The organism is Photobacterium sp. DNB23_23_1, assembly GCF_052873815.1.
Genome location: NZ_JBNNXT010000008.1, coordinates 75,365 through 97,332 on the forward strand (window position 1 = coordinate 75,365; position 21,968 = coordinate 97,332).

Sequence of the window (21,968 nt, forward strand, 5' to 3'; positions counted from 1 at the left end):
GTTACCGCCTTTTTTCACTACCGCAAAACCTGGCTAGCGAGCAAACAGCGAACGCAACGCCCCCCGCTGATGGCGGAAAATCATTACTGCGACCGGAATATTCATCAGCACACCATACAATAATGGCGTCAGTGCCAACTCAGGCTGCCCAAGCTGAACCACTGCAACAAAAATCGCAGTCCCCGCATTCTGGATCCCTACTTCTATTGCCAATGTCTTGGTCAACACCTCTCCGCCTTTGAGTAAACGGGCGACAATGATTCCAAGCGTCATACCCAGCAAGCACAAGGCAATCGCAACAATTGAGGCACTGGAAAATAACTGCTGGAACACCTGGCTATTCGCCGCTAAGGTAATAGCAACCGTGAACATCAGCACCCAAATCGATGAGCGCCCAGCCCACTTGGCAAAGCTCGCAAACCATTTGCCACGGCCAACATGATGACAGATCATACCGATTGAGACTGGCACCAAAGTCACCATGATCAGCTGTAAGATTGCCGTTTTAAGTGGTAACACTAACTGCGAGTCACTCAGAACGACAGGAAGCAGTAACGGTAGACTGAAAGGTATGATCAGGCTGCTTACTGCAGTCATAGAAATAGACAATGCGGCATTGCCGCCGGACAGATGGGTGATCACATTGGACGATGCCCCACCCGGTGCAAGCGCCAAGAGCCAGAGACCAACCGCTACAACCTCGGGCAATCCAAAAAAGTGGATCAAGGCCAATGCAATCAGCGGCAAACCAACCAACTGGGCAGCCAGTCCGGAGAAAATAAATAGCGGATAACGGCCAACCCGCTTGAAGTCAGCCAAAGACAGCGTCAGGCCAACGCAGTACATCATCCAAGCCAGCGCAATGGGCAAAGCAACAGTGAGCATTGTCAGTCCCATTTAAAACCTCCTATGTTTAAACGTAGAGTCTACGTCAATATGCGTTGTAGCACATAGAAAAAGAGCGACCAATGGCCGCTCTTTTATCTGTCGCTTTATGGTTTGTTACGCATTACCCTTCACATTAACCTGCAGTTGGGCTGCAAAGTCCAACATGCGGTTAAGTGGGATCAGCGATTTTTCGCGTAGCGACTCGTCAACAAAGATCTCGTGCAGCTCACCGCCTTCACGCAAGCCCTGCTCAATCGCCTTGAGACCGTTCATTGCCATCCACGGGCAATGGGCACAGCTTCGACAAGTGGCACCTGCGCCTGCTGTCGGTGCTTCGATAAGTTCTTTACCCGGTACCATCTGCTGCATCTTGAAGAAAATGCCTTTGTCGGTTGCGACAATCAACGTCTGGTGAGGTAAAGACTTGGCTGCCTTGATCAACTGGCTGGTTGAGCCGACCGCATCAGCCAAAGCCACCACACTGGCGGGTGATTCTGGGTGAACCAGAATCGCAGCCTCAGGATACAAGTGCTTCATATCACGCAAGGCTTTTGCCGAGAACTCGTCATGTACGACACATTCACCTTGCCACAGCAGCATTTCAGCACCGGTTTCTTTTGCGATATAACCGCCTAGATGACGGTCCGGTCCCCAAATGATTTTCTTGCCTTCGCTATCTAGCTGTTCAACGATTTCCAGTGCGATACTTGAGGTCACGACCCAATCAGCACGGGCTTTTACCGCCGCAGAGGTGTTAGCGTAAACCACTACAGTATGATCCGGGTGGTCATCACAGAATTTGCTGAATTCATCAATCGGACAACCAAGGTCAAGCGAACACTCAGCTTCCAGTGTCGGCATCAGTACGCGTTTTTCTGGGGTCAGGATCTTGGCCGACTCACCCATGAAGCGTACGCCACAAATCACAAGCGTTTTAGCTGGGTGCTGGTTACCGAACTTGGCCATTTCCAGCGAGTCACCAACGAACCCTCCGGTTTCTTCTGCCAGTGCCTGAATTTCAGGATCGGTATAATAGTGGGCCACCAGCACTGCATCTTTTTCCTTTAGCAATGCCTTGATTTTTGCCTTGTACGCCTGTTGCTCATCGGCAGTTAGCGGTGTTGGCTTAGGTGGAAACGGATAGACCATTTCAGAGGGATCAAAAGTAAGACTCATAGCTCGGTTGCTCTATTGCTGTCCATGTACAATCCGCGCATTATACACCGCAAACGTTCAAATATCATGGATCAAAAAAGGCCGGTTAACCGGCCTTTTTCAATACATACGAGCAAGCGCTTACAGCTTATCGAGATTACTTTTCGCCTGACGCGAACTGGTTGAGTTCGGGTAGGTCGAAATAACTTGCTGGTAGTATTTCTTTGCGTCTTCCGGCTTCTTGCTGCGCTCGGCAATAATACCTAGCTTCAACAATGCATCAGCACGCTTGTTAGACTTCTCAACACTGGCAACAGCGGTGAATTGCTCTGTCGCTTCAGAAAGTTGGTTTTGAGTAAAGTAGAGCTGGCCAAGCCAGTAATGAGCATTAGGCTTGTAGCTTGATTCAGGGTACGTGACCAAAAACGCTTTAAAAGCAGTAATCGCACCGGAGTAATCCTTCTCTTTTAGGATCAGGTTAACCGCGGATTCATACGCTTCATTCTCGCCCACATTACTGGAGTAAACTTCAGTACTTGCTTTATCCGATGCTGGCTCTTCAGTCGCCTTTGCCTGAGGCTGGCGATTAAGGCTGTCAACCTCTCGGTAGAGTTCGCGCTGACGCTCAAGCATCTGGCTGAGATCATAGCTGTTTTTTTCTACGATCCCTCGCAGCTCATCCATTTCGGTTGCCAGCTGATCCAGTTGCCGTTGCATATCCAACTGCACCTGGTTGCGTGCCTCAATCATCCTTTCCAGACGTTCCAGGCTACCGCCCTGCGCACTGTTACCACTGATTTCAGTAACAGGAGCAGGTGCGGCGACCACTTGGGTCGCCGCACCAACCAGCAACGTTAATGCGAGCGTTCGCATTGTGTTACTGTTCATCGTAATTACCTATTATGGCTTAGTAAACCAGAACCGAACGACGGTTCTTGGCGTAGTCAGCTTCAGTATGGCCAAGGACTAGTGGCTTTTCCTCACCGTAGCTAACAATTGAGATCTGGCTTGCAGATACGCCTAGCGCCTGAAGGTACTTAGCAACTGCGTTAGCACGACGCTCACCTAGGGCGATGTTGTACTCAGGTGTACCACGCTCATCGGCGTGACCTTCAACAATCACTTTTACTGCTGCGTTATCGCGAAGGTACTCTGCGTGAGCGGTTAGCATATCTTGGTAATCAGGCTGGATTTCAGCGTTGTCAAACTTGAAGTAAATAGTTTGTTCCTGACGTAGCTGCTGGCTGCGTAGTTCCTGCTCAGAAAGCACTGGCTCTTGCTCAACTGGCGATGTTACGACAGTCGATTGCTCTGTCGTTGAACCGGTGTTAGTTTCTGAAGCTGCAGAGCTATCAGTGCTGTCACTAGAGCTACACGCCGCTAGAGTGAACATTGGCAGCGCAATTGCCAATCCCTTTAAAACTTTGTTCAGTTGCATTTTATTTTCCTTTTTTATCGCTTGTTGCCGCTAACTTAGAGGAAAGGTCCCCAGGCGGGAGCCCTCACCCGCCCATTAGTAGCAGGTAATCTTGCCTTAAAACGCCCATCAATCGACACTAATGACAACTCGTTAGATTTGTTATTAACCGAGCTGTAAATCACCATGCCGCCATTCGGTGCAATGCTTGGTGATTCATCCAAAAATGTCTTGGTCAGTACCTGAACAGCATTGGTTTTTAAGTCTTGTTTAGCAATGTTATAGCCAGAATCAGACCTATTCACCATCACCAGGTAGCGGCCATCAGGCGTCAATTGACCACCGAGGTTCTGACTTCCTTGCCAAGTCAGGCGCTTAGTCGAACCGTCAGCTAAATTTACTCTATAAATCTGTGGGTTACCACCTCTGTCTGAGGTAAAAATTAAAGAGTCGCCGCTTGGATCCCAAAATGCTTCGGTATTGTTAGCCCGACCACGGGTGATCTGCTTCAATTCCTTGGTTTCTAGGTCTTTAATGTAGATCTGCAAGCTACCGCTCTTCGACAAAACAATGGCCAGTTTCTTGCCGTCCGGCGAGAAACGAGGACTACCATTATGACGCGGGAATGACGTCACCATTTCACGGGTACCTTTGTAGATATCCATAATGAAAATCTGTGCCTGCTGGTTCTCGAAGCTAACATATGCCAGCTTGCTGCCATCTGGCGACCATGACGGAGACATCAAAGGCTGCTGGGATTTCAGTACCAAACGTTCGTTGAAGCCATCGTAATCGGCAACACGGAGCTGGTACGGATACTCGGCCTTATCATCAATCACAACGTAAGCAATACGGGTAAGGAAAGCCCCTTTCTCGCCGGTCAGTTTTTCATAGACAATATCTGAAATACGGTGAGCGTAGTGGCGAAGGCGTGATTCTTTCACTGTGGCGCGATTATTTAAAAGAAGATGATCTTTGGTTAACACCAGCTCGCCATTCTCCAAGCCGCGGCTCTGACCGCTGGTCAACTGACCGCGCACCACATCAATAAGCTGGTAGTTGATCACATAATTGCCCTGCTCATTCATGGTTACAGTACCAGTCACCAAAGCATCAACCCCCATAGAGGTCCAGGCATTGTAATCTACCTGCTCTTCGTTAGAAGGCGTTTGTGGCATGTTACTGGTCGACACTGGCGAGAACTTACCGCTTCGACGGAGATCAGAGGCAATAACCGCTGAAATATCAGTCGGCATTTTGCCTGCCCCTTCCCATTTGAAAGGAACGACGCCAATCGGACGGGCTGAGTCCACCCCTTCCGTTATCACCAATTCCAGCTCTGCTTGGGCGATTTGGCTGAAACTCAGCAACGCCACGCATAAACCCAATAACCAACGTTTCATCATTACTCCTTCCTTATTGCGGGCTTACTGTTAGTCTGATGTTACGCAGTTGCTCTACAACCGCCTGGTCTTCTGGCATAGGGAACTGACTAACCTTAACCACCGCGGCTTTTGCCGCTCGGCAAAGTGCACTGTCACCGCTATCTTCCGACGCATCAAGAACCAAGCCATTGCTCGACAAGCGCATGCGGATCACACACTCCTTGCCGATAAAACTCTGTTCAACCAACAAGTTCTGCTGGATCATCTGTCTATAGATAGCGCCGTAGCGATCTCTTTCATCAGCCACAAACTGGCCGCGGGCACCGCCACGCAGCTCAGATTCGGCTTCAAGGCCGGCAAACATATCGTTTAATGCCGCTTCCTGCTGGCGTTGAGTTTCACGGGCTTCTGCCGCCTTGCGCTCGGCTTCCTCACGGGCTGCCTCTGCCTGGCGAGCTTCTTCTTCCGCTTTCTTCTTAGCTGCTACTTGGGCCTGGCGTTCGGCTTCTGCTTTCGCGGCTGCCGCTTCAGCTTGACGTTTCGCGTCTTCGGCTTGACGTTTTGCTTCCTCAGCTTTGCGTTGTTCAGCGACCTGACGCTGGCGCTCTTGTTCGGCTTTACGCGCCGCTTCCTGCTTCACCTTACGGTCAGCCTCTGCCTTGGCCGCTTGTTCTCGGGCCACACGTGCCGCCTCATCAGCTTTGCGCTTCTCTTCTGCCACCTTAGTCCGTTCAGCCGCCACTCGCTTGCGCTCCTGCTCGGCATCACGCGCTTCTTTCTCGGCTTTGAGTTTGTCCGCCTTGAGCTGACGCAAACGCTGCTCTTCTTCCTGACGCATTTTTTCCAATGCATCAGCTTGTTGCTCTAAACGCTTCAACCTGTCTTGTTCGGCGACTTTGGCCGCTTCACGTTGCTGGCGAATACGTTGCGCCTGCTGGTTCACCAACGCCGGATCGACCACCACCGCCTGAACGATGTTGCCCGACGGCTTGGGTTTTGTCATGACGAAATCCGATCCCCACAACAACATCACGACCAGTGAACCATGCATAAGTAACGAAATAATGAAGGCAGCACTGTAATCTTTCTTTTTCATCCTGCCTACCTACTTATTGCTCTAATGGCTCGGTCATCAGGCCTACCGACCCAACACCAGCTTGATTAAGGGCATCGAGGGTTTCGATGATATAGGCATAGGGTGCTCGAGCATCGCCGCCCACCAGTACCGCTGACTCTGGATTCAGCTGTAACTCAGCACGCACTCGAGTTAGCAGGTCATTAAGGCCAAGCCCACGCTGCATTTCGTTGTCATCCACACTAATGCCGAGGTGGCCATCTTGGCTGACCTCGACAATAATCGGTGGCTTTTCGTTGTTCTCGCCAACTAACTCGGCCGCTGTTTTGGCGGTCGTGGTACTCGGTAAGTCAACATCAACACCTTGGGTGATAAATGGCGCCGTCACCATAAAGATGATCAACAGTACGAACATCACGTCGATATAAGGTACAACATTGATCTCGCACGTAACTTTACGCTTCTTCAGTTGATAAGCCATGCTATTTACTCCTGGTGAGCAGCAAATGCCTGGCGGTGCAAGATGCTAGAAAATTCTTCCATAAAGGTCGCGTAAGAATGCTCAAGCTTAGAGACCTGATTGGTCAGCTTATTGAAGAACATTACCGCGGGAATCGCCGCAAACAGGCCGATAGCCGTCGCAATCAATGATTCAGCAATACCAGGGGCAACCATTGCAAGGGTCGCCTGCTTCACTGCTCCTAGGGCAATAAAAGCGTGCATGATCCCCCATACCGTACCGAACAAGCCGATATACGGGCTGATAGAGCCGACAGTAGCGAGGAAAGGTAGGTTGGTTTCGAGCTCTTCTACTTCACGTGATAATGCTACGCGCATCGCACGGCCAGCCCCGTCCATCACCGCTTCTGGCGCCTTGCCATTGCTGCGGTGCAAACGGGCGAACTCTTTAAAACCAGCATGGAAAATCTGTTCGGTGCCAGTTAGGTTCTCTTTTCGCGCTTCTACTTCTTGGTAAAGCTGCGACAAATCAACACCAGACCAAAAACGGTCTTCAAATCGCTCAACATGGTTCTTTGCCTGCGACAAAACTTGGGATCGTTTGATGATCATTGCCCAAGACGTGACAGACATACCCATCAAAATGAGTACAACAACCTTACCCAGCAGGCTCGCCTGTAGGAAAAGGTCTAAAATCGATAGTTCAGCAGTCACTTCGTTATCTCCGATAAAATATGCTCTGGGATCTTGATAGGTTTCAACGTATCGGGGTGGACACAGGCTACCTGAATCGATGCTCTACACAAGGTTTGCCCGTTATTGTTAACTAAAACCTGACAAAATTCGATAGATGCCCGGCGTATAGTATTAGGCCAGGTCCGCACAACAAGTTGCTCATCCAATGTGGCACCTTTGAGGTAGTCAACCTCCATATGGCGGACAACAAAACTGACTTTATCGGCGAACAAGTCGTTAAGACTGACACCGAAGTGGCGGAAGAGTTCCGTCCTCGCCCGCTCAAAAAACTTAATATAGTTAGCATGATAAACCAAGCCACCTACGTCCGTATCTTCGTAGTAAACCCTAATAGGCCATTCAAATGGGTGCTCTTCGGTCATTATCATTCCAACCATGGTGTTCGTGTGCCAATGTATTTAGGCTTTTACTCAATCGCTTACTATACCTAACTTGGCTACCTGATTGGAATCATGCATTGCTAGTAAACACACGGAGTTTTACTTTTTGATGACCTTGTCACTACTTATCATCCGTTACCAATACGTTACCTGGTTGTATTTTATCCGGATATAAAAAAACAGCCCATTACTCAATTGCAATGGGCTGTTTCAATTGTATATTTTTGTATCAGCGTGAGCAGTTTGAAATCACTTCGCTACGCTAAACGCAGAAACAAAATATAAGCCAATATTGGCAACGAGATGTACGGGGTGAAAAACACCTGCCAGTACCAACGGCGCGGAACAAAACCAACGCCGAAGATCATTGCGGCACACGTTGCCCATATCAGGGCTGGCGAGATCATCGGTCCGAATCCGCCAATCGCCTGGGCAAAGAGTGTGGGTTCCCACACCACCAGTCCTGCTGATGCCAATGACATCAGCAGCGCCACTATGCGCAATAGACCAAAATCTACCCACTGGTGGACACCCTTCACCCAGTGATCGAGGTTACTCACCAATATCCTCTTTATCCATATTTTCTGTCGCTTCAAGCCACAGCGCGTTGATAATACCGAATGAGCAAGCAAGAAGCACACCCAGGATCCAAGCGAAATACCACATAGTCTGTCTCCTTAGTACAGTGAGTTCTTGTTCTCTTCAATATATTTAGTATCAAGACGGCCAAACATCTTGTAGTAACACCAAGAGGTGTACGCCAGGATAATTGGAACCATCACCACCGCTACACCAGTCATGATGTTCAGCGTCAGTTCTGATGACGTCGCATCCCACATCGTCAAGCTATGAGCAGGGATCAGGCTTGATGGCATGATGAACGGGAATAGAGCAAAACCAGCAGTCAAGATAACACCCGCCATGGTCAGGCTTGAGGTAATAAACGCCAGCGCACCACGGTTTGCACGAGAGCAAAGCACGGTAAATACAGGCATAGCAACAGCCAATAGCGGTGCAATCCATAGTAGCGGATACGCATCGAAGTTATTAAACAGCGCACCGGTCTGGCGAACAACCTCTTTCGTCAGCGGATTTGATGGTGCATCTTTAATAATTTCAGATGTGATCACATACCCTTCAAGGCTCTGTGCCCAAAGGCCTGCAATTGCAAAGCACACTGCAGTTCCTACTGAGGTTCGCATCGCAACACGGCGTGCACGCTCACGGATAGCATCGGTTGTTTTCATCTGCAGGTATGCCGCACCTTGGGTTGTGATCATCAGAATGCTCACGATACCGCATAGCAAAGCAAACGGGTTCAGCAGGCCAAAGAACGATCCTTTATAAGTCGGAATCATGAACTCGTTCAGCTCGAATGGAACACCTTGCATCAGATTACCAAACGCCACACCGAAAATAACAGGCGGAACGAAGCTACCGACGAAGATGGCTTTATCCCATGCTTCACGCCATTTTGGATCTTCAATTTTTGAACGGTAGTCAAAACCGATCGGACGAAGCCAAAGTGCCGCCAGTGTAATGATCATGGCAAAATAAAAGCCAGAGAACGCAGTTGCGTATACTAAAGGCCATGCCGCAAACAGTGCACCACCTGCGGTGATCAACCAAACCTGGTTACCGTCCCAGTGAGGAGCTATCGAGTTAATCATTACTCGGCGTTCGCTGTCTGTCTTTCCGATAATACGGGACAGCACACCGACACCCATGTCAAAACCATCTGTGACAGCGAAACCGATGCATAGCACACCGATCAACGCCCACCAGATAAATCGCAATACTTCATATTCAAACATTGCTCAACTCTCCCTGATTATGCTTCAACCTGACGCGATACCACATTCTGCGGTGCATCATTAGTTTCAAAGTGGTAGCGGCCTGTTTTCAAGCTGCTAGGACCTAGACGAGCAAACTTGATCATCAGGTACAATTCAGCAATCAGGAACACTGTATACAGTGCAATAATTGCCAGCAAAGAAGTAATGATGTCAGAAGGTGCCAAATTTGACACAGCCATCGACACCGGCAGGATCTCACCTACCGCCCATGGTTGACGACCATACTCGGCAACGAACCAACCCGCTTCAATTGCAATCCAAGGCAATGGAAGACCGTAAAGCGCGGCTTTCAGTACCCATTTATTGTCAGTGATCTTGTGACGGCAAGACTGCACGAACGCTGCACCGATAATACCCAGCATCAAGAAGCCACAACCCACCATAATACGGAAGCTCCAGAATAACGGCCACACCGTCGGGATAGAGTCATCTGCAGCACGTGCAATGTCTTCATCTGTCGCATCAACAACATTGTCAGCATAAGGCTTAACCAGGTAGCCATAGCCAAGGTCATGTTTAACTTCATCAAATGCTGCGATGTTTTCTGGTGTCTTATCACCGGCACGTAATTTTTCCAGCAGGCCGTAAGCCACCATACCGTTACGGATACGGACTTCGTGTTCATCTTTCAAATCACGCAGACCGGTTACTTCCGTATCGATAGAACGTGTTGCGATAATACCCATTAAGTAAGGGATCTTGATCGCATAATCCGTTTCCATGGTTTCCTGATTTGGAATACCAAATAGCGTGAAGGCAGCAGGCGCTTCTTCTGTGTGCCATTCAGCTTCAATCGCTGCTAGCTTGGTTTTCTGAACGTCACCAAGCTCATAGCCTGATTCATCGCCCAATACGATAACGGATAGGATTGATGCCATGCCGAATGCTGCAGCAATCGCAAATGAACGGCGAGCGAAGGCAATATCACGACCTTTAAGCAGATAGTAAGAACTGATAGCAAGAACGAACATCGCACCGGTTACGTAGCCAGACGCAACAGTGTGAACGAATTTCACCTGTGCAACCGGGTTAAGTACCACTTCAGCAAAGCTTACCATTTCCATACGCATGGTTTCGAAGTTGAACTCTGCACCGACAGGGTTCTGCATCCAGCCGTTTGCAACAAGAATCCATAGCGCCGAGAAGTTAGAGCCAAGAGCAACGAGCCAAGTAACAGTAAGGTGCTGACGCTTGGATAGACGATCCCAACCAAAGAAGAACAGGCCAACTAGGGTAGATTCAAGGAAGAAAGCGATAAGCGCTTCGATAGCCAGCGGCGCACCGAAAATATCACCTACGTAGTGGGAATAATATGCCCAGTTAGTACCGAACTGGAACTCCATGGTAAGACCCGTGGAAACACCAAGGGCAAAGTTAATGGCAAAAAGCTTACCCCAGAACTTAGTCATGTCCTTGTAGATTTGCTTTCCGGTCATTACGTAAACCGACTCCATGATGGCGAGCAAGAAAGCCATACCTAGAGTCAGTGGGACGAACAAAAAGTGATACATCGCAGTTAATGCGAACTGTAACCGCGATAGTTCGACGATATCAGTGAACATTGAGAACTCCTTCTTTCGCCAGGCTGACTGACGACAGTACAACACAGTGCACTTATGGTTGGGCTTAGCAAAATGTAGCCAAACGTCGTCGCAATTTTTTCACCTTCCTGGTTGCCATCTTTATTGTTATCAACGGCATCCTTGATATGTTGCAACGCTGTACCAAATTGGTTAATTTGTTGTTAAGCTACAGCTAATAAAGTCATTGCTAATATTACTGACATTCGCTCTCAGGCTCAATGGATTAATTGCACAATTTGCTTTGATAAATATCAATAAACCCTGTTCACTTATTAACCACCACCACCTTGCTTGACCTAGATCAAGTTATTGCAAGCCATTTAGGCTGCTGGCAGTAAGAGAATAAAACGTCGGTGTTTTAAATCATCAATAGCCCTATTAATGCGACTTAACATTCTGTTTTATCCATTCATATTCCGGCCAATTACCCTTAGAAAAAAAGAGCATTAAATGAAAACAAAAAGATTGAATAACCCGCACAAATCATCATCAACCACCTATTTATAGATAGGTACAGTCACCAACAAATACAAACTAGGATTAGATTTAATAATCTGAATAGTGAATTTAATTCGCTTTTTGAACTATGGAAAATACCTATAATCAGCTCCAGAAGCAGATAAGGCCGCCCAGAGGCCAAAATTCCAATTTTGGGCGGGCTACAGGCTGTTTCCCCAACCACGTAAATTTAGATTGAGGAAGTAGATATGGCTCGTTTATTTGAAAAAATCGTTGCACTTTATCAACCAAGCTTTGCTGAAATGTACAAAAGCAGCTGCTAAAAAGCGCTCACAAAGCAAGCAATCGCCCTGTTGGCGATTAAATGCATTATCACTTGAATCCTTCGGCAGCCGTTTAGCTTGTTGTGGAGCTGTGACAATAAAAACATAATCCAAACAAAAACCAGCGCTGCTAAGTGTTAAAAAAACAAAAACGAGGCCATATAGCCTCGTTTTTGATAACAATAAATCTTATAAATAGATCTATTTAGTTTCCGGCACATCAAACCCGAAATGCAGGTAGGCACGGTGGGTGGCAATCCGACCACGCGGCGTGCGTTGCAAGAAGCCTTGCTGGATAAGGTATGGCTCAAGCACATCTTCGATGGTATCGCGCTCCTCACCAATGGCCGCCGCAAGGTTGTCCAAGCCAACCGGCCCCCCCATAAACTTATCGATAATCGCCATCAACAACTTGCGGTCCATATAATCAAAACCACTGCTGTCGACATCCAGCATATCCAGAGCTTTGGCGGCAACATCAGGACAAATATGGCCATTGCCTTTCACTTCGGCATAGTCACGTACCCGACGCAACAAACGGTTAGCGATCCGGGGTGTTCCACGGGCACGCATTGCCACTTCCATCGCGCCAGCTTCTTCAAGCGACAAATCTAGGCAATTGGCACTACGCTGAACAATCCCTTTCAGATCTTCCACCTTATAGTATTCAAGACGCTGAGTAATACCAAAACGGTCTCGAAGCGGCGATGTCAGTGAGCCAGCACGGGTTGTCGCACCAATCAAAGTAAACGGTGGCAGATCAATCTTAATTGAGCGCGCTGCCGGGCCTTCACCGATCATAATATCCAACTGATAATCTTCCATCGCCGGATATAACACTTCTTCTACCTGCGGGCTAAGGCGATGGATCTCATCAATGAACAACACATCATTTTCTTCAAGGTTGGTCAACAACGCCGCCAGATCACCGGCTTTTTCCAACACCGGGCCTGACGTGGTACGGATACTCACGCCCATCTCGTTAGCAACAATGTTGGCCAAGGTGGTTTTACCCAAACCCGGAGGGCCAAAAATCAATAAATGATCCAAGGCTTCATCACGTAGCTTGGCAGCCTGAATGAAGATCTCCATCTGACCACGAACATGATCCTGCCCCTTGTAGTCTTCGAGCAACTTAGGACGGATCGCGCGATCGACAATGTCTTCTTCGCGCGTAGTGGGGAAATCATTAGCGACCAATCTGTCTGCTTCTATCATCAAGCTTACCTAAATAGCGAAACCTAAAACTAAACGGGCAACCACGAGTTACACCATTGAACGCAGGGCGTCACGAATGATCATTTCGCTGGTCATCTCCGGCTGGGCAACCTGCGCAACCACTTTCGAGGCTTGCTGAGGTTTGTAACCCAGTGCAACCAGAGCACTGACCGCTTCATCTTCGGCTCGTGCCTGTGATGTCGTATCTTGTATTGGTGCGTTCGATGCCGCCGTATCAAGTGCAGGCGTAAACAGATCGCCCTCACCCCAACCTTTGAGACGGTCTTTCATTTCAACGACCAAGCGCTCGGCAGTCTTCTTACCCACTCCCGGAATTTTCACCAACGTCGTAACGTCTTCGTTTTCAACACTCAAGACAAACTGGCTCGCCGTCATTGCCGATAGGATAGCCAAACCCAATTTGGGGCCAACACCATTGGCTTTGATCACTTCGCGGAACAGATCACGCTCGCTTTTTTTGTTGAAGCCATAAAGCAACTGAGCATCTTCACGTACCACAAAGTGGGTCGAGATAATCGCTTCCTGGCCAACTTCCGGCAGCTCGTAAAAGCAGCTCATCGGCATCTGAACTTCATAGCCCATGCCGTTCACCTCAAGCAATACTTCAGGTGGTTGTTTTTCAATGATGATTCCACGTAGTCGGCCAATCACAGCAAGATCTCTTTTCTCAATCCACAAAATTGGCTCTAGGATAGTAAAGAGCTGGATGTATATCCAGCTCTTTTTTCATTCCTAGTCATGACCAACAGTCGTCGACTATGCCATTTGCTGGCGGCCCCCGACGACCTGATTAAGGCTCTCTGCCAATGTATTAAGTCGTTCAACCTGTTCGGCAAGTAATGCGCCTTGGGAGGCAACAGCATCAGAAACCTGATTAGTTTCGACCACACTGCTGGCGACAGCCTGGCTGGCGGAAGTCAGCTCCCTGAGCGCTTCAACTTGCTGGCTAATGGTTTCAGCCAACTGGGTAACGTCTACCGAGACACTGGTGACTTGCTCGATGATCCCACCCAGCTCTGATGTGCTGCTTTCAATAACGGCCTGCCCTTGCGATACCTCTCGACGGCTTCGCTCCAACAAGGCACGGATATCCACTGCCGAACTGTTACTTTTAGCCGAAAGCTCGCGGACCTGATCAGCCACAACGGCGAATCCCCTGCCCTGCTCACCGGCCCGTGCCGCTTCAATCGCTGCATTCAATGCCAACAAATTGGTTTGCTCGGCTACGGAAGTGATCACATCCGCCACCGACATGATCTCATCATTGCTACTCTGGATCCGAGCGATGGCCACTTTGGAAGCTTGAAGGGATTCGGAACTGGTTTCGGCTTGACGGTATATGATATCGCTACGCTGCTTCAGCTCAGTCACAAATTGATCAGACGCTTCCATCCCTTGGGTGAGGTGCTTCACTTGCTCACTCATTTGCTCTGCAGCACTGGCTTGCGACTCACAGTTGATATTCAAGGTGCCCACCTGCCGGTGCAGCGCTGATGATTGCTGCTCAATCACACCCGAAACTTGGGTTAAGGACTCAGCATTGCCGCTGGCTTTCTCCAACACATCAGATAACTGGCTTTCCCCCTGCTTGGCTTGTTCCGCGATAGCCTCGCTCGCCTTATAGGCTAACTCTGCTTGCTCAATTGCCACTTGCCTTTGCCGTGAAACCCACGCTTGGGCAACGACAATCACGACCAATGGCATTAAGAAACCAGACCAGGCCTCAATAGCAAGAGACGTTGGACTGAGTTCCACGTTAGGGAAAACCTGGCCCGATAGGTGGCTATTCACCATCCAGCCGGACACCAACACCACCAGTAATGACCACGTTGTTGCCGTGTACAGTCTTGCCGATAGATAAAAAGCCACAATCAACAACGGTAACCAGAAGGCCTGGGTTGATTCTGCAATACCGCCAGTTTGGTAAATGATATTGACGGCGTGGATCACCATACCTAGAAAGCCGATGTTCAAGGCAGCGTCGGCCTGCTTGCTAAGCCGAAAAATCACACCCGCTAGGCACTCTAGGCCCACCAGCAAAATAGACGTCATGACCAGTCCGCTGTGGTCATGTTCATACCACTTGAACAGGCTATATAGCCCAACAAAGAAAGACGTTAGTGTAAAAAACAAAAAGGTATCGACGTAGCGCGCGTCCTCGCCCTGCCAACTTATCGTGGTTGGCATAAACAGCGCTCGCCAAAGTGCCAATGGCGTCATGGAATCCGTTCCTTATTCTGTTTGGATTATTGTTATCAGGTAATTGCTATCAGGTATTGTTTCGAGTTTTTATGGATTTACTCAGCAGTAGTCACCATCACTTGGTCATATGACCTCTGACCAATATATGCCAATAAACAATATCGTTACATAATAAAAAAGCAGCCAAAGGCTGCTTTTTTGATCAAACACTCATTATGCAAGTAATGACAATAATAAGATAACGCTTTGTATTTTTGGTGGTTATCGATAGCGTCCACGGCGAGCTCCACGAGCTTGGCCAGCCATGGCGATCAGTGTTTTATGTGTATGGGCATGACAGATCGCCACCGCCAATGCATCGGCGGCATCAGCCTGGGGTTTACCCGGCAGCTTGAGTACCGAGCAAACCATATGCTGGACCTGTGCTTTGTCTGCCCCACCGGTTCCAACGACGGCCTGCTTAATCAAACGAGCTGCGTATTCACTGACCGGCAAATCGGCATTCACTGCGGCGACAATAGCACTGCCACGGGCTTGTCCCAACTTGAGCGCTGAGCTGGCATTTTTACCCATGAAGACTTCTTCGATGGCAAAGGCATCAGGCTGAAATTGGGTAATGACTTCACTCACTCCAGCATAGATTTGCTTGAGGCGACCCGGGATATCCTCAACAGAAGTGCGAATACAGCCACTACCGAGGTATTCAAGATGTCGCCCAACTTGGCGGATCACACCGTACCCGGTGATCCTTGAGCCGGGGTCAATCCCTAAAATAATAGACATAGTCTTCAGGCGTTACAGCTGCGCCGCAACCTCATCAGAAATTTCACCGTTATGGTAAACTTCCTGAACATCGTCCAAATCTTCCAGTGCATCAATCAGGCGAAGCAGTTTAGGTGCCGTGTCTGCATCCAGTTCAGCTTTGGTTGAAGGCACTAACGTCACTTCTGCATTCTGCGCTTCAAAACCCGCAGTATCCAACGCATCTTTTACCGAACCAAATTCAGCCGGCGTCGTAAACACGTCGATTGACCCATCGTCATTGGTTTCAACATCGTCAGCACCGCCTTCCAGCGCCGCTTCCATAACCGCATCTTCATCTAAACCTGCTGGGTAAGAAATCACACCTTTCTTATCAAACAGATAGCTCACACTGCCATCAGTACCTAAGTTACCGTTCGCCTTTGAGAAAGCATGGCGTACACCAGATACTGTGCGGTTGCGATTGTCAGTCATACACTCAACCATCACCGCGGTACCTGCAGGACCGTAACCTTCATAGATCACGGTTTCCATATTTTCTTCCCCCTCGCCACCGGCACCACGGCTAACAGCGCGATTGACAGTATCGCGGGTCATATTATTCGATAGCGCTTTATCGATAGCAGCACGCAGGCGTGGGTTATTGTCAGGTTCGGCACCGCCTTCTTTTGCAGCCACAACAATTTCGCGAATTAGCTTAGTGAAAATTTTACCGCGTTTCGCATCCTGTGCTGCTTTACGGTGTTTGATATTGGCAAATTTACTGTGACCAGCCATTTCATTCTCCGGATTCTATTAGGCATCTATGCCCAAGTTTCACAATCTGTAGGGGTATATACCCAAGCAACCTCAATAAAACATCTTCAGCAGGAGAGCGAGTTCAGCAAGCGGCGTGCAGCTGAGCATTAAATTTGAAGTCACTTGGGTATATAGGTTAGAAAAACAGACTGGCCTTTCGGCCAGTCTGTTTTGTTCGCTTATTGCTTATTCTTGCTCGGCGTTTTCTTTCTTCGCCAAGTTAACCGCAATCGCCAGCTCTTCAAGCGCGGCTGGGTTTGCCAGGCTTGGCGCATCTGTCAGTAGACATGATGCCGCTGTTGTTTTAGGGAACGCGATAACATCACGGATATTATCTGTACCACATAGCAGCATAACTAGACGGTCAAGACCGAATGCAAGGCCTGCGTGTGGTGGCGTACCGTACTTCAATGCTTCAAGTAGGAAACCGAACTTCGCTTTTTGCTCTTCAGCTTCAATACCTAGAATGCTAAATACTGCTGATTGCATGTCTGCATTGTGGATACGAACAGAACCACCGCCGACTTCGTAGCCGTTGATAACCATATCGTAAGCATTTGAGTTAGCCGCTGCTGGGTTAGCTGCAAGCTCTTCTGGGCTTACGCCAAGCGGTGATGTGAACGGGTGGTGCATCGCGTGCAGGTTACCTTCGTCGTCTTCCTCAAACATAGGGAAGTCGATAACCCATAGTGGTTTCCATGCTGACTTATCAGTCAATTCAAGGTCTTCACCGAGTTTAAGGCGAAGTGCGCCCATCGCTTCAGTTACAACACGCTTGCTATCAGCGCCGAATAGAATGATGTCACCCGTTTCAGCTTCAGTACGATCAAGAATGGCGTTAACAACGTCTTCGTTTAGGAACTTAGCAACAGGAGATTGAACACCTTCTAGGCCCGCTGCACGGTCATTCACTTTCATCCAAGCTAAACCTTTCGCACCGTAGATACCTACGAACTTAGTGTATTCGTCGATTTGCTTACGAGACAGTGAAGCGCCACCTGGTACGCGAATAACCGCTACACGGCCTTTTTCATCATTCGCAGGGCCAGAGAAAACTTTGAATTCAACATCTTTCAGAATGTCAGCAACATCAACAAGCTCTAGAGGGTTACGTAGATCTGGCTTATCAGAACCAAAACGACGCATCGCTTCTTCAAACTTCATGATTGGGAATGCGCCAAGATCTACGTTTAGTAGTTCTTTCCACATTTCAGTGATCATACGCTCAGTCACTTCACGCACTTCAGGTGCAGTTAGGAAAGAGGTTTCGATATCGATTTGAGTAAACTCTGGCTGACGGTCAGCACGTAGGTCTTCATCACGGAAACATTTAACGATCTGGTAGTAACGGTCAAAACCAGACATCATTAACAACTGCTTGAATAGCTGTGGTGACTGAGGCAGTGCGTAGAAGCTACCTTTGTGAACACGGCTCGGTACCAAGTAGTCACGAGCACCTTCCGGTGTCGCTTTAGTCAGTACAGGTGTTTCGATATCCAGAAATAGGTTGTCATCAAGGAAACGACGCACAAAGCTTGATGCTTTAGCACGTAGCTTGATGCGATCACTCATTTCTGGACGACGAAGATCAATGTAACGATACTTCAAGCGTTGCTCTTCAGAGTTCGTTTGGTTGAAATCTAAAGGAAGCGCTTCTGAGCGGTTGATGATCTCAAGGCCCGTTGCTAGTACTTCAACTTCACCAGTCGCCATGTCTTTGTTTACTTGGCTTTCCGGACGAACACGTACTTCACCAGTAAAACGAATACAGAATTCGTTGCGCAGCTGGTTCGCGACTTCGAATACTTCTTTCATATCCGGATCAACGACTACCTGAACAATCCCTTCACGGTCTCGCATATCAACGAAAATTAGACCGCCTAAATCACGGCGACGGTTAACCCAGCCGCATAACTCTACTGTTTGCCCTGCTAGGGACTTGTTCAGGTGACCACAATATTGGGTGCGCATATGAAATTCCCGATCTGTTTACTAACTTTCCTGTGCGTATGACGGAGCCCGAAGCAACCCGTCATACACAAGCTGAATCCTTCCCGGCCAATTTGATTAAACTTCACGCAACAATGACGCTAAGTCGGGCCGAGAGACAAAAATAACGACGTATTATATACCCAAGCGCCTTCAACATACATGATCAGCGAGAATTAATTGGCAAACAGCCCCAACAACGAACCATTGAGCTGGCAGCCCTTCTCAGGCATAGCACTTTGTATTTTGAAAAGACGAGGGGAATAAGGCGAAAGACCACTTTAAGGACAAGTCGCTAACAAGATCAAGGAAAAACCGGTTATCGGTGACCTAAAAGATTGACCTAGCACTAAAAGCCTTTGCACAATGGGCGCTACTTCTCACTTTGGAAGCCTTGCTATGCCGTTAACTCAAGTTAACCTCCCTGTTCGACTCGGCCTTGCCATGTGGTCTCACAACCATTGGCAGCAGAGCCTTTACGGTAGTGGTTGCAAAGCAGGTGAGCGACTCGCTAAGTATGCCGAGGTTTTTCACACCGTCGAGGGTAACACCACCTTCTATGCCACACCCGGGATCCCCACGGTAAAGAAATGGCATCAAGCCACAGAAGACGACTTCCGCTTTACCTTCAAGCTGCCCCAAGCCATCACCCACCAAAACCAACTGGTACACTGTGATCAACTGTTGGCTGACTTCTTTACCACCATGGCACCACTTGAAGGCAAGATAGGCCTGTGGAAAATCCAGCTACCGGCCCAGTTTGGCCCTGCCGCCCTGCCAGCCTTGGAAAAATTCCTCAAACGGTTACCAGCCAATTACCCCATCGGAGTAGAAGTACGCCATCCGGCCTTTTTTGCCAAGGGCGAGGAAGAAAAGCAGCTCAACCGCTTGTTAGTCGAACATGGGGCTAATCGTATCATCATGGATAGCCGACCTGTTTTTGCCGCGCCTCCGACCACTGAGGCGGTGATCGATGCCCACCAGCACAAACCCAAGGTGCCGGTGCATGCCATAGCAACCGCTGACTATCCGATGATCCGCTTTATCGGCCATCCCGATGACGTCAGCAACGATGCTTTTTTTGCCAACTGGCTAGTCCGGCTACCACAGTGGCTGCGCGACGGCAAACAGCCTTACCTGTTCATCCACACCCCGGACAACAACCATGCACCGGAGTTGGCCACCCGGCTGTATCGCATGCTGCAGAAAAAGGCCGCCGATACAAAACTGCCGGATGTGGATCTGCCAAAAGCAGAGCCGGATCCGCAGATAACATTGTTGTAGGACGATAAACGAACCAACATTGCAGTTTATCTAATCAAATGCTCAAAAAACTCTGGACAGCGGAGAAAATCAATAAAGACAAATGCGCTCATTTTCACTACAATACGCGACCTTTCAGCGGTGATGGATCACCCCAGTATGTAGATTGGCGCCAAAGGCGTGAAAAAGTTCATACTTATCATTTGGGATTTCTGTTTTTTTGTATAGATGAGGTTCGTGAAGATGGCCGGTCACGACAATATTTTTTCGGCACCGATAGATAAAATCGGTGATTTTACGTTTGACGAACGCGTCGCTGAAGTTTTCCCGGATATGATCCAGCGCTCGGTGCCGGGTTACAGCAACATCATTTCAGCCATTGGTATGCTGGCTGAGCGTTTCGCCAAGCCGCATTCGAAAGTGTACGACTTGGGCTGCTCGCTGGGAGCGGCAACCTTGTCAATGCGTCGCCATATCCAGCAAGAAGGTTGTGAAATCATCGCTGTTGATAATTCCAGCGCCATGGTTGAACGTTGCCGTCTGCATATTAACGCCTACCGCTCCGACACCCCGGTCCAAGTGGTAGAAGCGGATATCCGCAACATCGATATCAACGATGCTTCTGTCGTAGTACTGAACTTCACCCTTCAGTTTCTAGTTCCAGAGGATCGCCAAACGCTGCTTGAAAAAATTTATGCCGGCCTGCGCCCTGGGGGCATATTGATCCTGTCGGAAAAATACATCTTCGACGATGAGCGTGCCCACGAGCTGCTTATCGACCTGCATCACGACTTCAAGCGTGCCAATGGCTACAGCGAGCTGGAAATCAGCCAAAAACGCAGTGCCATTGAGAACGTCATGTTGCCAGACAGCATTGATACCCACAAGCAACGCTTTGAAAAGATTGGCTTCACAAGCTCAGAAGTTTGGTTCCAATGTTTCAATTTTGGCTCGATGTTCGCCATTAAATAAAGGTTTCTATTGTCTATGTTTACTTTTGCTGAGTTTTACCAGCTCCTTGCCCAGCATGAAACACTGCGCCCATGGCTAAACACCCTGCCAAAACAACTGAGCGACTGGGAAGAGCAAGCCCATGGTGACATGGCTCGCTGGATGCGTGCTCTGAAGAAATTTCCAACCGACATGCCGGATATCATCGACCTGAAAAATGCGGTCAGTGTCCGCAATGAAGACGGTATTGCTGACGGCGAGCAAAAACGCCTTGAAAGCTTGCTACGCTTGCTACACCCATGGCGAAAAGGCCCATATCAGATGCACGGCATCGATATCGATACCGAGTGGCGCTCAGATTGGAAGTGGGATCGTGTCCTGCCACATATCTCTCCGCTTAAAGGCCGCACGGTCTTGGATGTCGGTTGTGGTAATGGCTATCACATGTGGCGCATGCTGGGTGAAGAAGCCAAGCTGACCGTTGGTATCGACCCATCGAATCTATTCCTTATTCAGTTCGAGGCTATCAAGCGCCTGATGGGCATGGACGAGCGTGCCTACTTGCTGCCACTGGGTATTGAACAACTGCCTGAGCTCAAAGCCTTTGATACCGTTTTTTCTATGGGTGTGCTTTACCACCGCCGTTCGCCATTGGATCATATCATTCAGCTGAAGAACCAACTGCGTAAAGACGGTGAGCTTATCCTTGAGACCCTCGTCATCGATGGTGACGAAAACGATGTGTTAGTGCCAACCCACCGCTACGCCCAGATGCACAATGTCTACTTCTTCCCATCGGCCAAAGCATTAAAAGTGTGGATGGAGAAATGTGGCCTTGTTGATGTGAGAATCGTTGATGAGTGCGTAACAACCACCGACGAACAGCGTTCAACAGATTGGATGACCAACAATTCGCTACCGGAATACCTTGACCCTAACGATCCATCAAAAACAGTCGAAGGTTATCCTGCACCGAAGCGTGCCGTGCTAATTGCACGAAATCCTGACTAACTACTGACAAGGGGTGC

Annotated in this window: 22 protein-coding genes; 3 read left to right on the top strand and 19 right to left on the bottom strand. The window is 48.8% G+C overall.

From position 1 onward, the window contains the following. Nucleotides 1–33 precede the first annotated feature (33 nt). From ACVA53_RS07395 to aspS, 19 genes are all read right to left on the bottom strand, one after another. Nucleotides 34–897, bottom strand: coding sequence for a bile acid:sodium symporter family protein (locus tag ACVA53_RS07395; protein ID WP_255040075.1), 864 nt, complete (start codon nt 895–897; stop codon nt 34–36). Nucleotides 898–1,002: 105 nt separating this feature from the next. After that, a complete protein-coding gene (gene nadA, locus ACVA53_RS07400) occupies nt 1,003–2,064 on the bottom strand; it encodes a quinolinate synthase NadA (RefSeq protein WP_255040076.1) in 1,062 nt (353 codons plus the stop codon). 120 nt (nt 2,065–2,184) lie between these two features. Beyond that, on the bottom strand, nt 2,185–2,931 hold the full coding sequence (gene ybgF, locus ACVA53_RS07405) for a tol-pal system protein YbgF (protein WP_255040077.1): 747 nt from the start codon (nt 2,929–2,931) through the stop codon (nt 2,185–2,187). A gap of 19 nt (nt 2,932–2,950) precedes the next feature. Then, entirely contained in the window at nt 2,951–3,481 is a 531-nt protein-coding gene (gene pal, locus ACVA53_RS07410) for a peptidoglycan-associated lipoprotein Pal (protein WP_255040078.1), read from the bottom strand. A 35-nt stretch (nt 3,482–3,516) separates the two neighbouring features. Next, complete coding sequence (tolB, locus tag ACVA53_RS07415) at nt 3,517–4,866, bottom strand: Tol-Pal system beta propeller repeat protein TolB (RefSeq protein ID WP_255040079.1); 1,350 nt, start codon at nt 4,864–4,866, stop codon at nt 3,517–3,519. Between the two features lie 10 nt (nt 4,867–4,876). Beyond that, nucleotides 4,877–5,941 carry a cell envelope integrity protein TolA gene (tolA, locus tag ACVA53_RS07420; RefSeq protein WP_446504816.1) on the bottom strand — a complete coding sequence of 355 codons (1,065 nt, stop codon included), beginning with the start codon at nt 5,939–5,941 and terminating at the stop codon, nt 4,877–4,879. A gap of 13 nt (nt 5,942–5,954) precedes the next feature. Further along, entirely contained in the window at nt 5,955–6,401 is a 447-nt protein-coding gene (tolR, locus tag ACVA53_RS07425; protein WP_446504817.1) for a protein TolR, read from the bottom strand. A 5-nt stretch (nt 6,402–6,406) separates the two neighbouring features. Then, a complete protein-coding gene (gene tolQ, locus ACVA53_RS07430) occupies nt 6,407–7,093 on the bottom strand; it encodes a protein TolQ (protein ID WP_255040082.1) in 687 nt (228 codons plus the stop codon). Then, a complete protein-coding gene (gene ybgC, locus ACVA53_RS07435) occupies nt 7,090–7,497 on the bottom strand; it encodes a tol-pal system-associated acyl-CoA thioesterase (protein WP_255040083.1) in 408 nt (135 codons plus the stop codon). The genes tolQ and ybgC overlap by 4 nt, the downstream gene beginning before the upstream one ends. Nucleotides 7,498–7,772: 275 nt before the next feature. Further along, the gene (gene ybgE / locus ACVA53_RS07440; RefSeq protein ID WP_446504818.1) at nt 7,773–8,075 is read right to left on the bottom strand and encodes a cyd operon protein YbgE; all 303 of its coding nucleotides are present in this window, start codon (nt 8,073–8,075) and stop codon (nt 7,773–7,775) included. Next, nucleotides 8,068–8,181: a cytochrome bd-I oxidase subunit CydX gene (cydX, locus tag ACVA53_RS07445; protein ID WP_044622852.1), complete on the bottom strand. Its 114-nt coding sequence runs from the start codon at nt 8,179–8,181 to the stop codon at nt 8,068–8,070. The genes ybgE and cydX overlap by 8 nt, the downstream gene beginning before the upstream one ends. Nucleotides 8,182–8,192: 11 nt before the next feature. Beyond that, complete coding sequence (cydB, locus tag ACVA53_RS07450) at nt 8,193–9,329, bottom strand: cytochrome d ubiquinol oxidase subunit II (protein ID WP_255040085.1); 1,137 nt, start codon at nt 9,327–9,329, stop codon at nt 8,193–8,195. A 17-nt stretch (nt 9,330–9,346) separates the two neighbouring features. Further along, a complete protein-coding gene (gene cydA, locus ACVA53_RS07455; protein WP_255040086.1) occupies nt 9,347–10,933 on the bottom strand; it encodes a cytochrome ubiquinol oxidase subunit I in 1,587 nt (528 codons plus the stop codon). Nucleotides 10,934–11,937: 1,004 nt separating this feature from the next. Next, nucleotides 11,938–12,954 carry a Holliday junction branch migration DNA helicase RuvB gene (gene ruvB, locus ACVA53_RS07460; protein ID WP_255040087.1) on the bottom strand — a complete coding sequence of 339 codons (1,017 nt, stop codon included), beginning with the start codon at nt 12,952–12,954 and terminating at the stop codon, nt 11,938–11,940. A 48-nt stretch (nt 12,955–13,002) separates the two neighbouring features. After that, entirely contained in the window at nt 13,003–13,626 is a 624-nt protein-coding gene (ruvA, locus tag ACVA53_RS07465) for a Holliday junction branch migration protein RuvA (protein ID WP_255040088.1), read from the bottom strand. A gap of 105 nt (nt 13,627–13,731) precedes the next feature. Further along, nucleotides 13,732–15,195 (bottom strand): methyl-accepting chemotaxis protein, encoded by a 1,464-nt coding sequence (locus ACVA53_RS07470; RefSeq protein WP_446504819.1) that lies wholly within the window; start codon nt 15,193–15,195, stop codon nt 13,732–13,734. A gap of 243 nt (nt 15,196–15,438) precedes the next feature. Further along, nucleotides 15,439–15,960: a crossover junction endodeoxyribonuclease RuvC gene (ruvC, locus tag ACVA53_RS07475; RefSeq protein WP_107350185.1), complete on the bottom strand. Its 522-nt coding sequence runs from the start codon at nt 15,958–15,960 to the stop codon at nt 15,439–15,441. A gap of 12 nt (nt 15,961–15,972) precedes the next feature. Continuing rightward, nucleotides 15,973–16,716, bottom strand: coding sequence for a YebC/PmpR family DNA-binding transcriptional regulator (locus ACVA53_RS07480; RefSeq protein WP_255040089.1), 744 nt, complete (start codon nt 16,714–16,716; stop codon nt 15,973–15,975). A 207-nt stretch (nt 16,717–16,923) separates the two neighbouring features. Next, complete coding sequence (gene aspS, locus ACVA53_RS07485; RefSeq protein ID WP_255040090.1) at nt 16,924–18,708, bottom strand: aspartate--tRNA ligase; 1,785 nt, start codon at nt 18,706–18,708, stop codon at nt 16,924–16,926. 417 nt (nt 18,709–19,125) lie between these two features. Between aspS and ACVA53_RS07490 the strand changes: the two genes are divergently transcribed. The 3 genes from ACVA53_RS07490 to cmoB all read left to right on the top strand — a co-directional run bounded on the left by ACVA53_RS07490 (nt 19,126) and on the right by cmoB (nt 21,951). After that, the gene (locus tag ACVA53_RS07490) at nt 19,126–20,010 is read left to right on the top strand and encodes a DUF72 domain-containing protein (RefSeq protein ID WP_446504820.1); all 885 of its coding nucleotides are present in this window, start codon (nt 19,126–19,128) and stop codon (nt 20,008–20,010) included. Nucleotides 20,011–20,232: 222 nt separating this feature from the next. Next, nucleotides 20,233–20,961 carry a carboxy-S-adenosyl-L-methionine synthase CmoA gene (gene cmoA, locus ACVA53_RS07495; RefSeq protein ID WP_255040092.1) on the top strand — a complete coding sequence of 243 codons (729 nt, stop codon included), beginning with the start codon at nt 20,233–20,235 and terminating at the stop codon, nt 20,959–20,961. A 15-nt stretch (nt 20,962–20,976) separates the two neighbouring features. After that, nucleotides 20,977–21,951 carry a tRNA 5-methoxyuridine(34)/uridine 5-oxyacetic acid(34) synthase CmoB gene (gene cmoB, locus ACVA53_RS07500; protein WP_255040093.1) on the top strand — a complete coding sequence of 325 codons (975 nt, stop codon included), beginning with the start codon at nt 20,977–20,979 and terminating at the stop codon, nt 21,949–21,951. Nucleotides 21,952–21,968 lie beyond the last annotated feature (17 nt).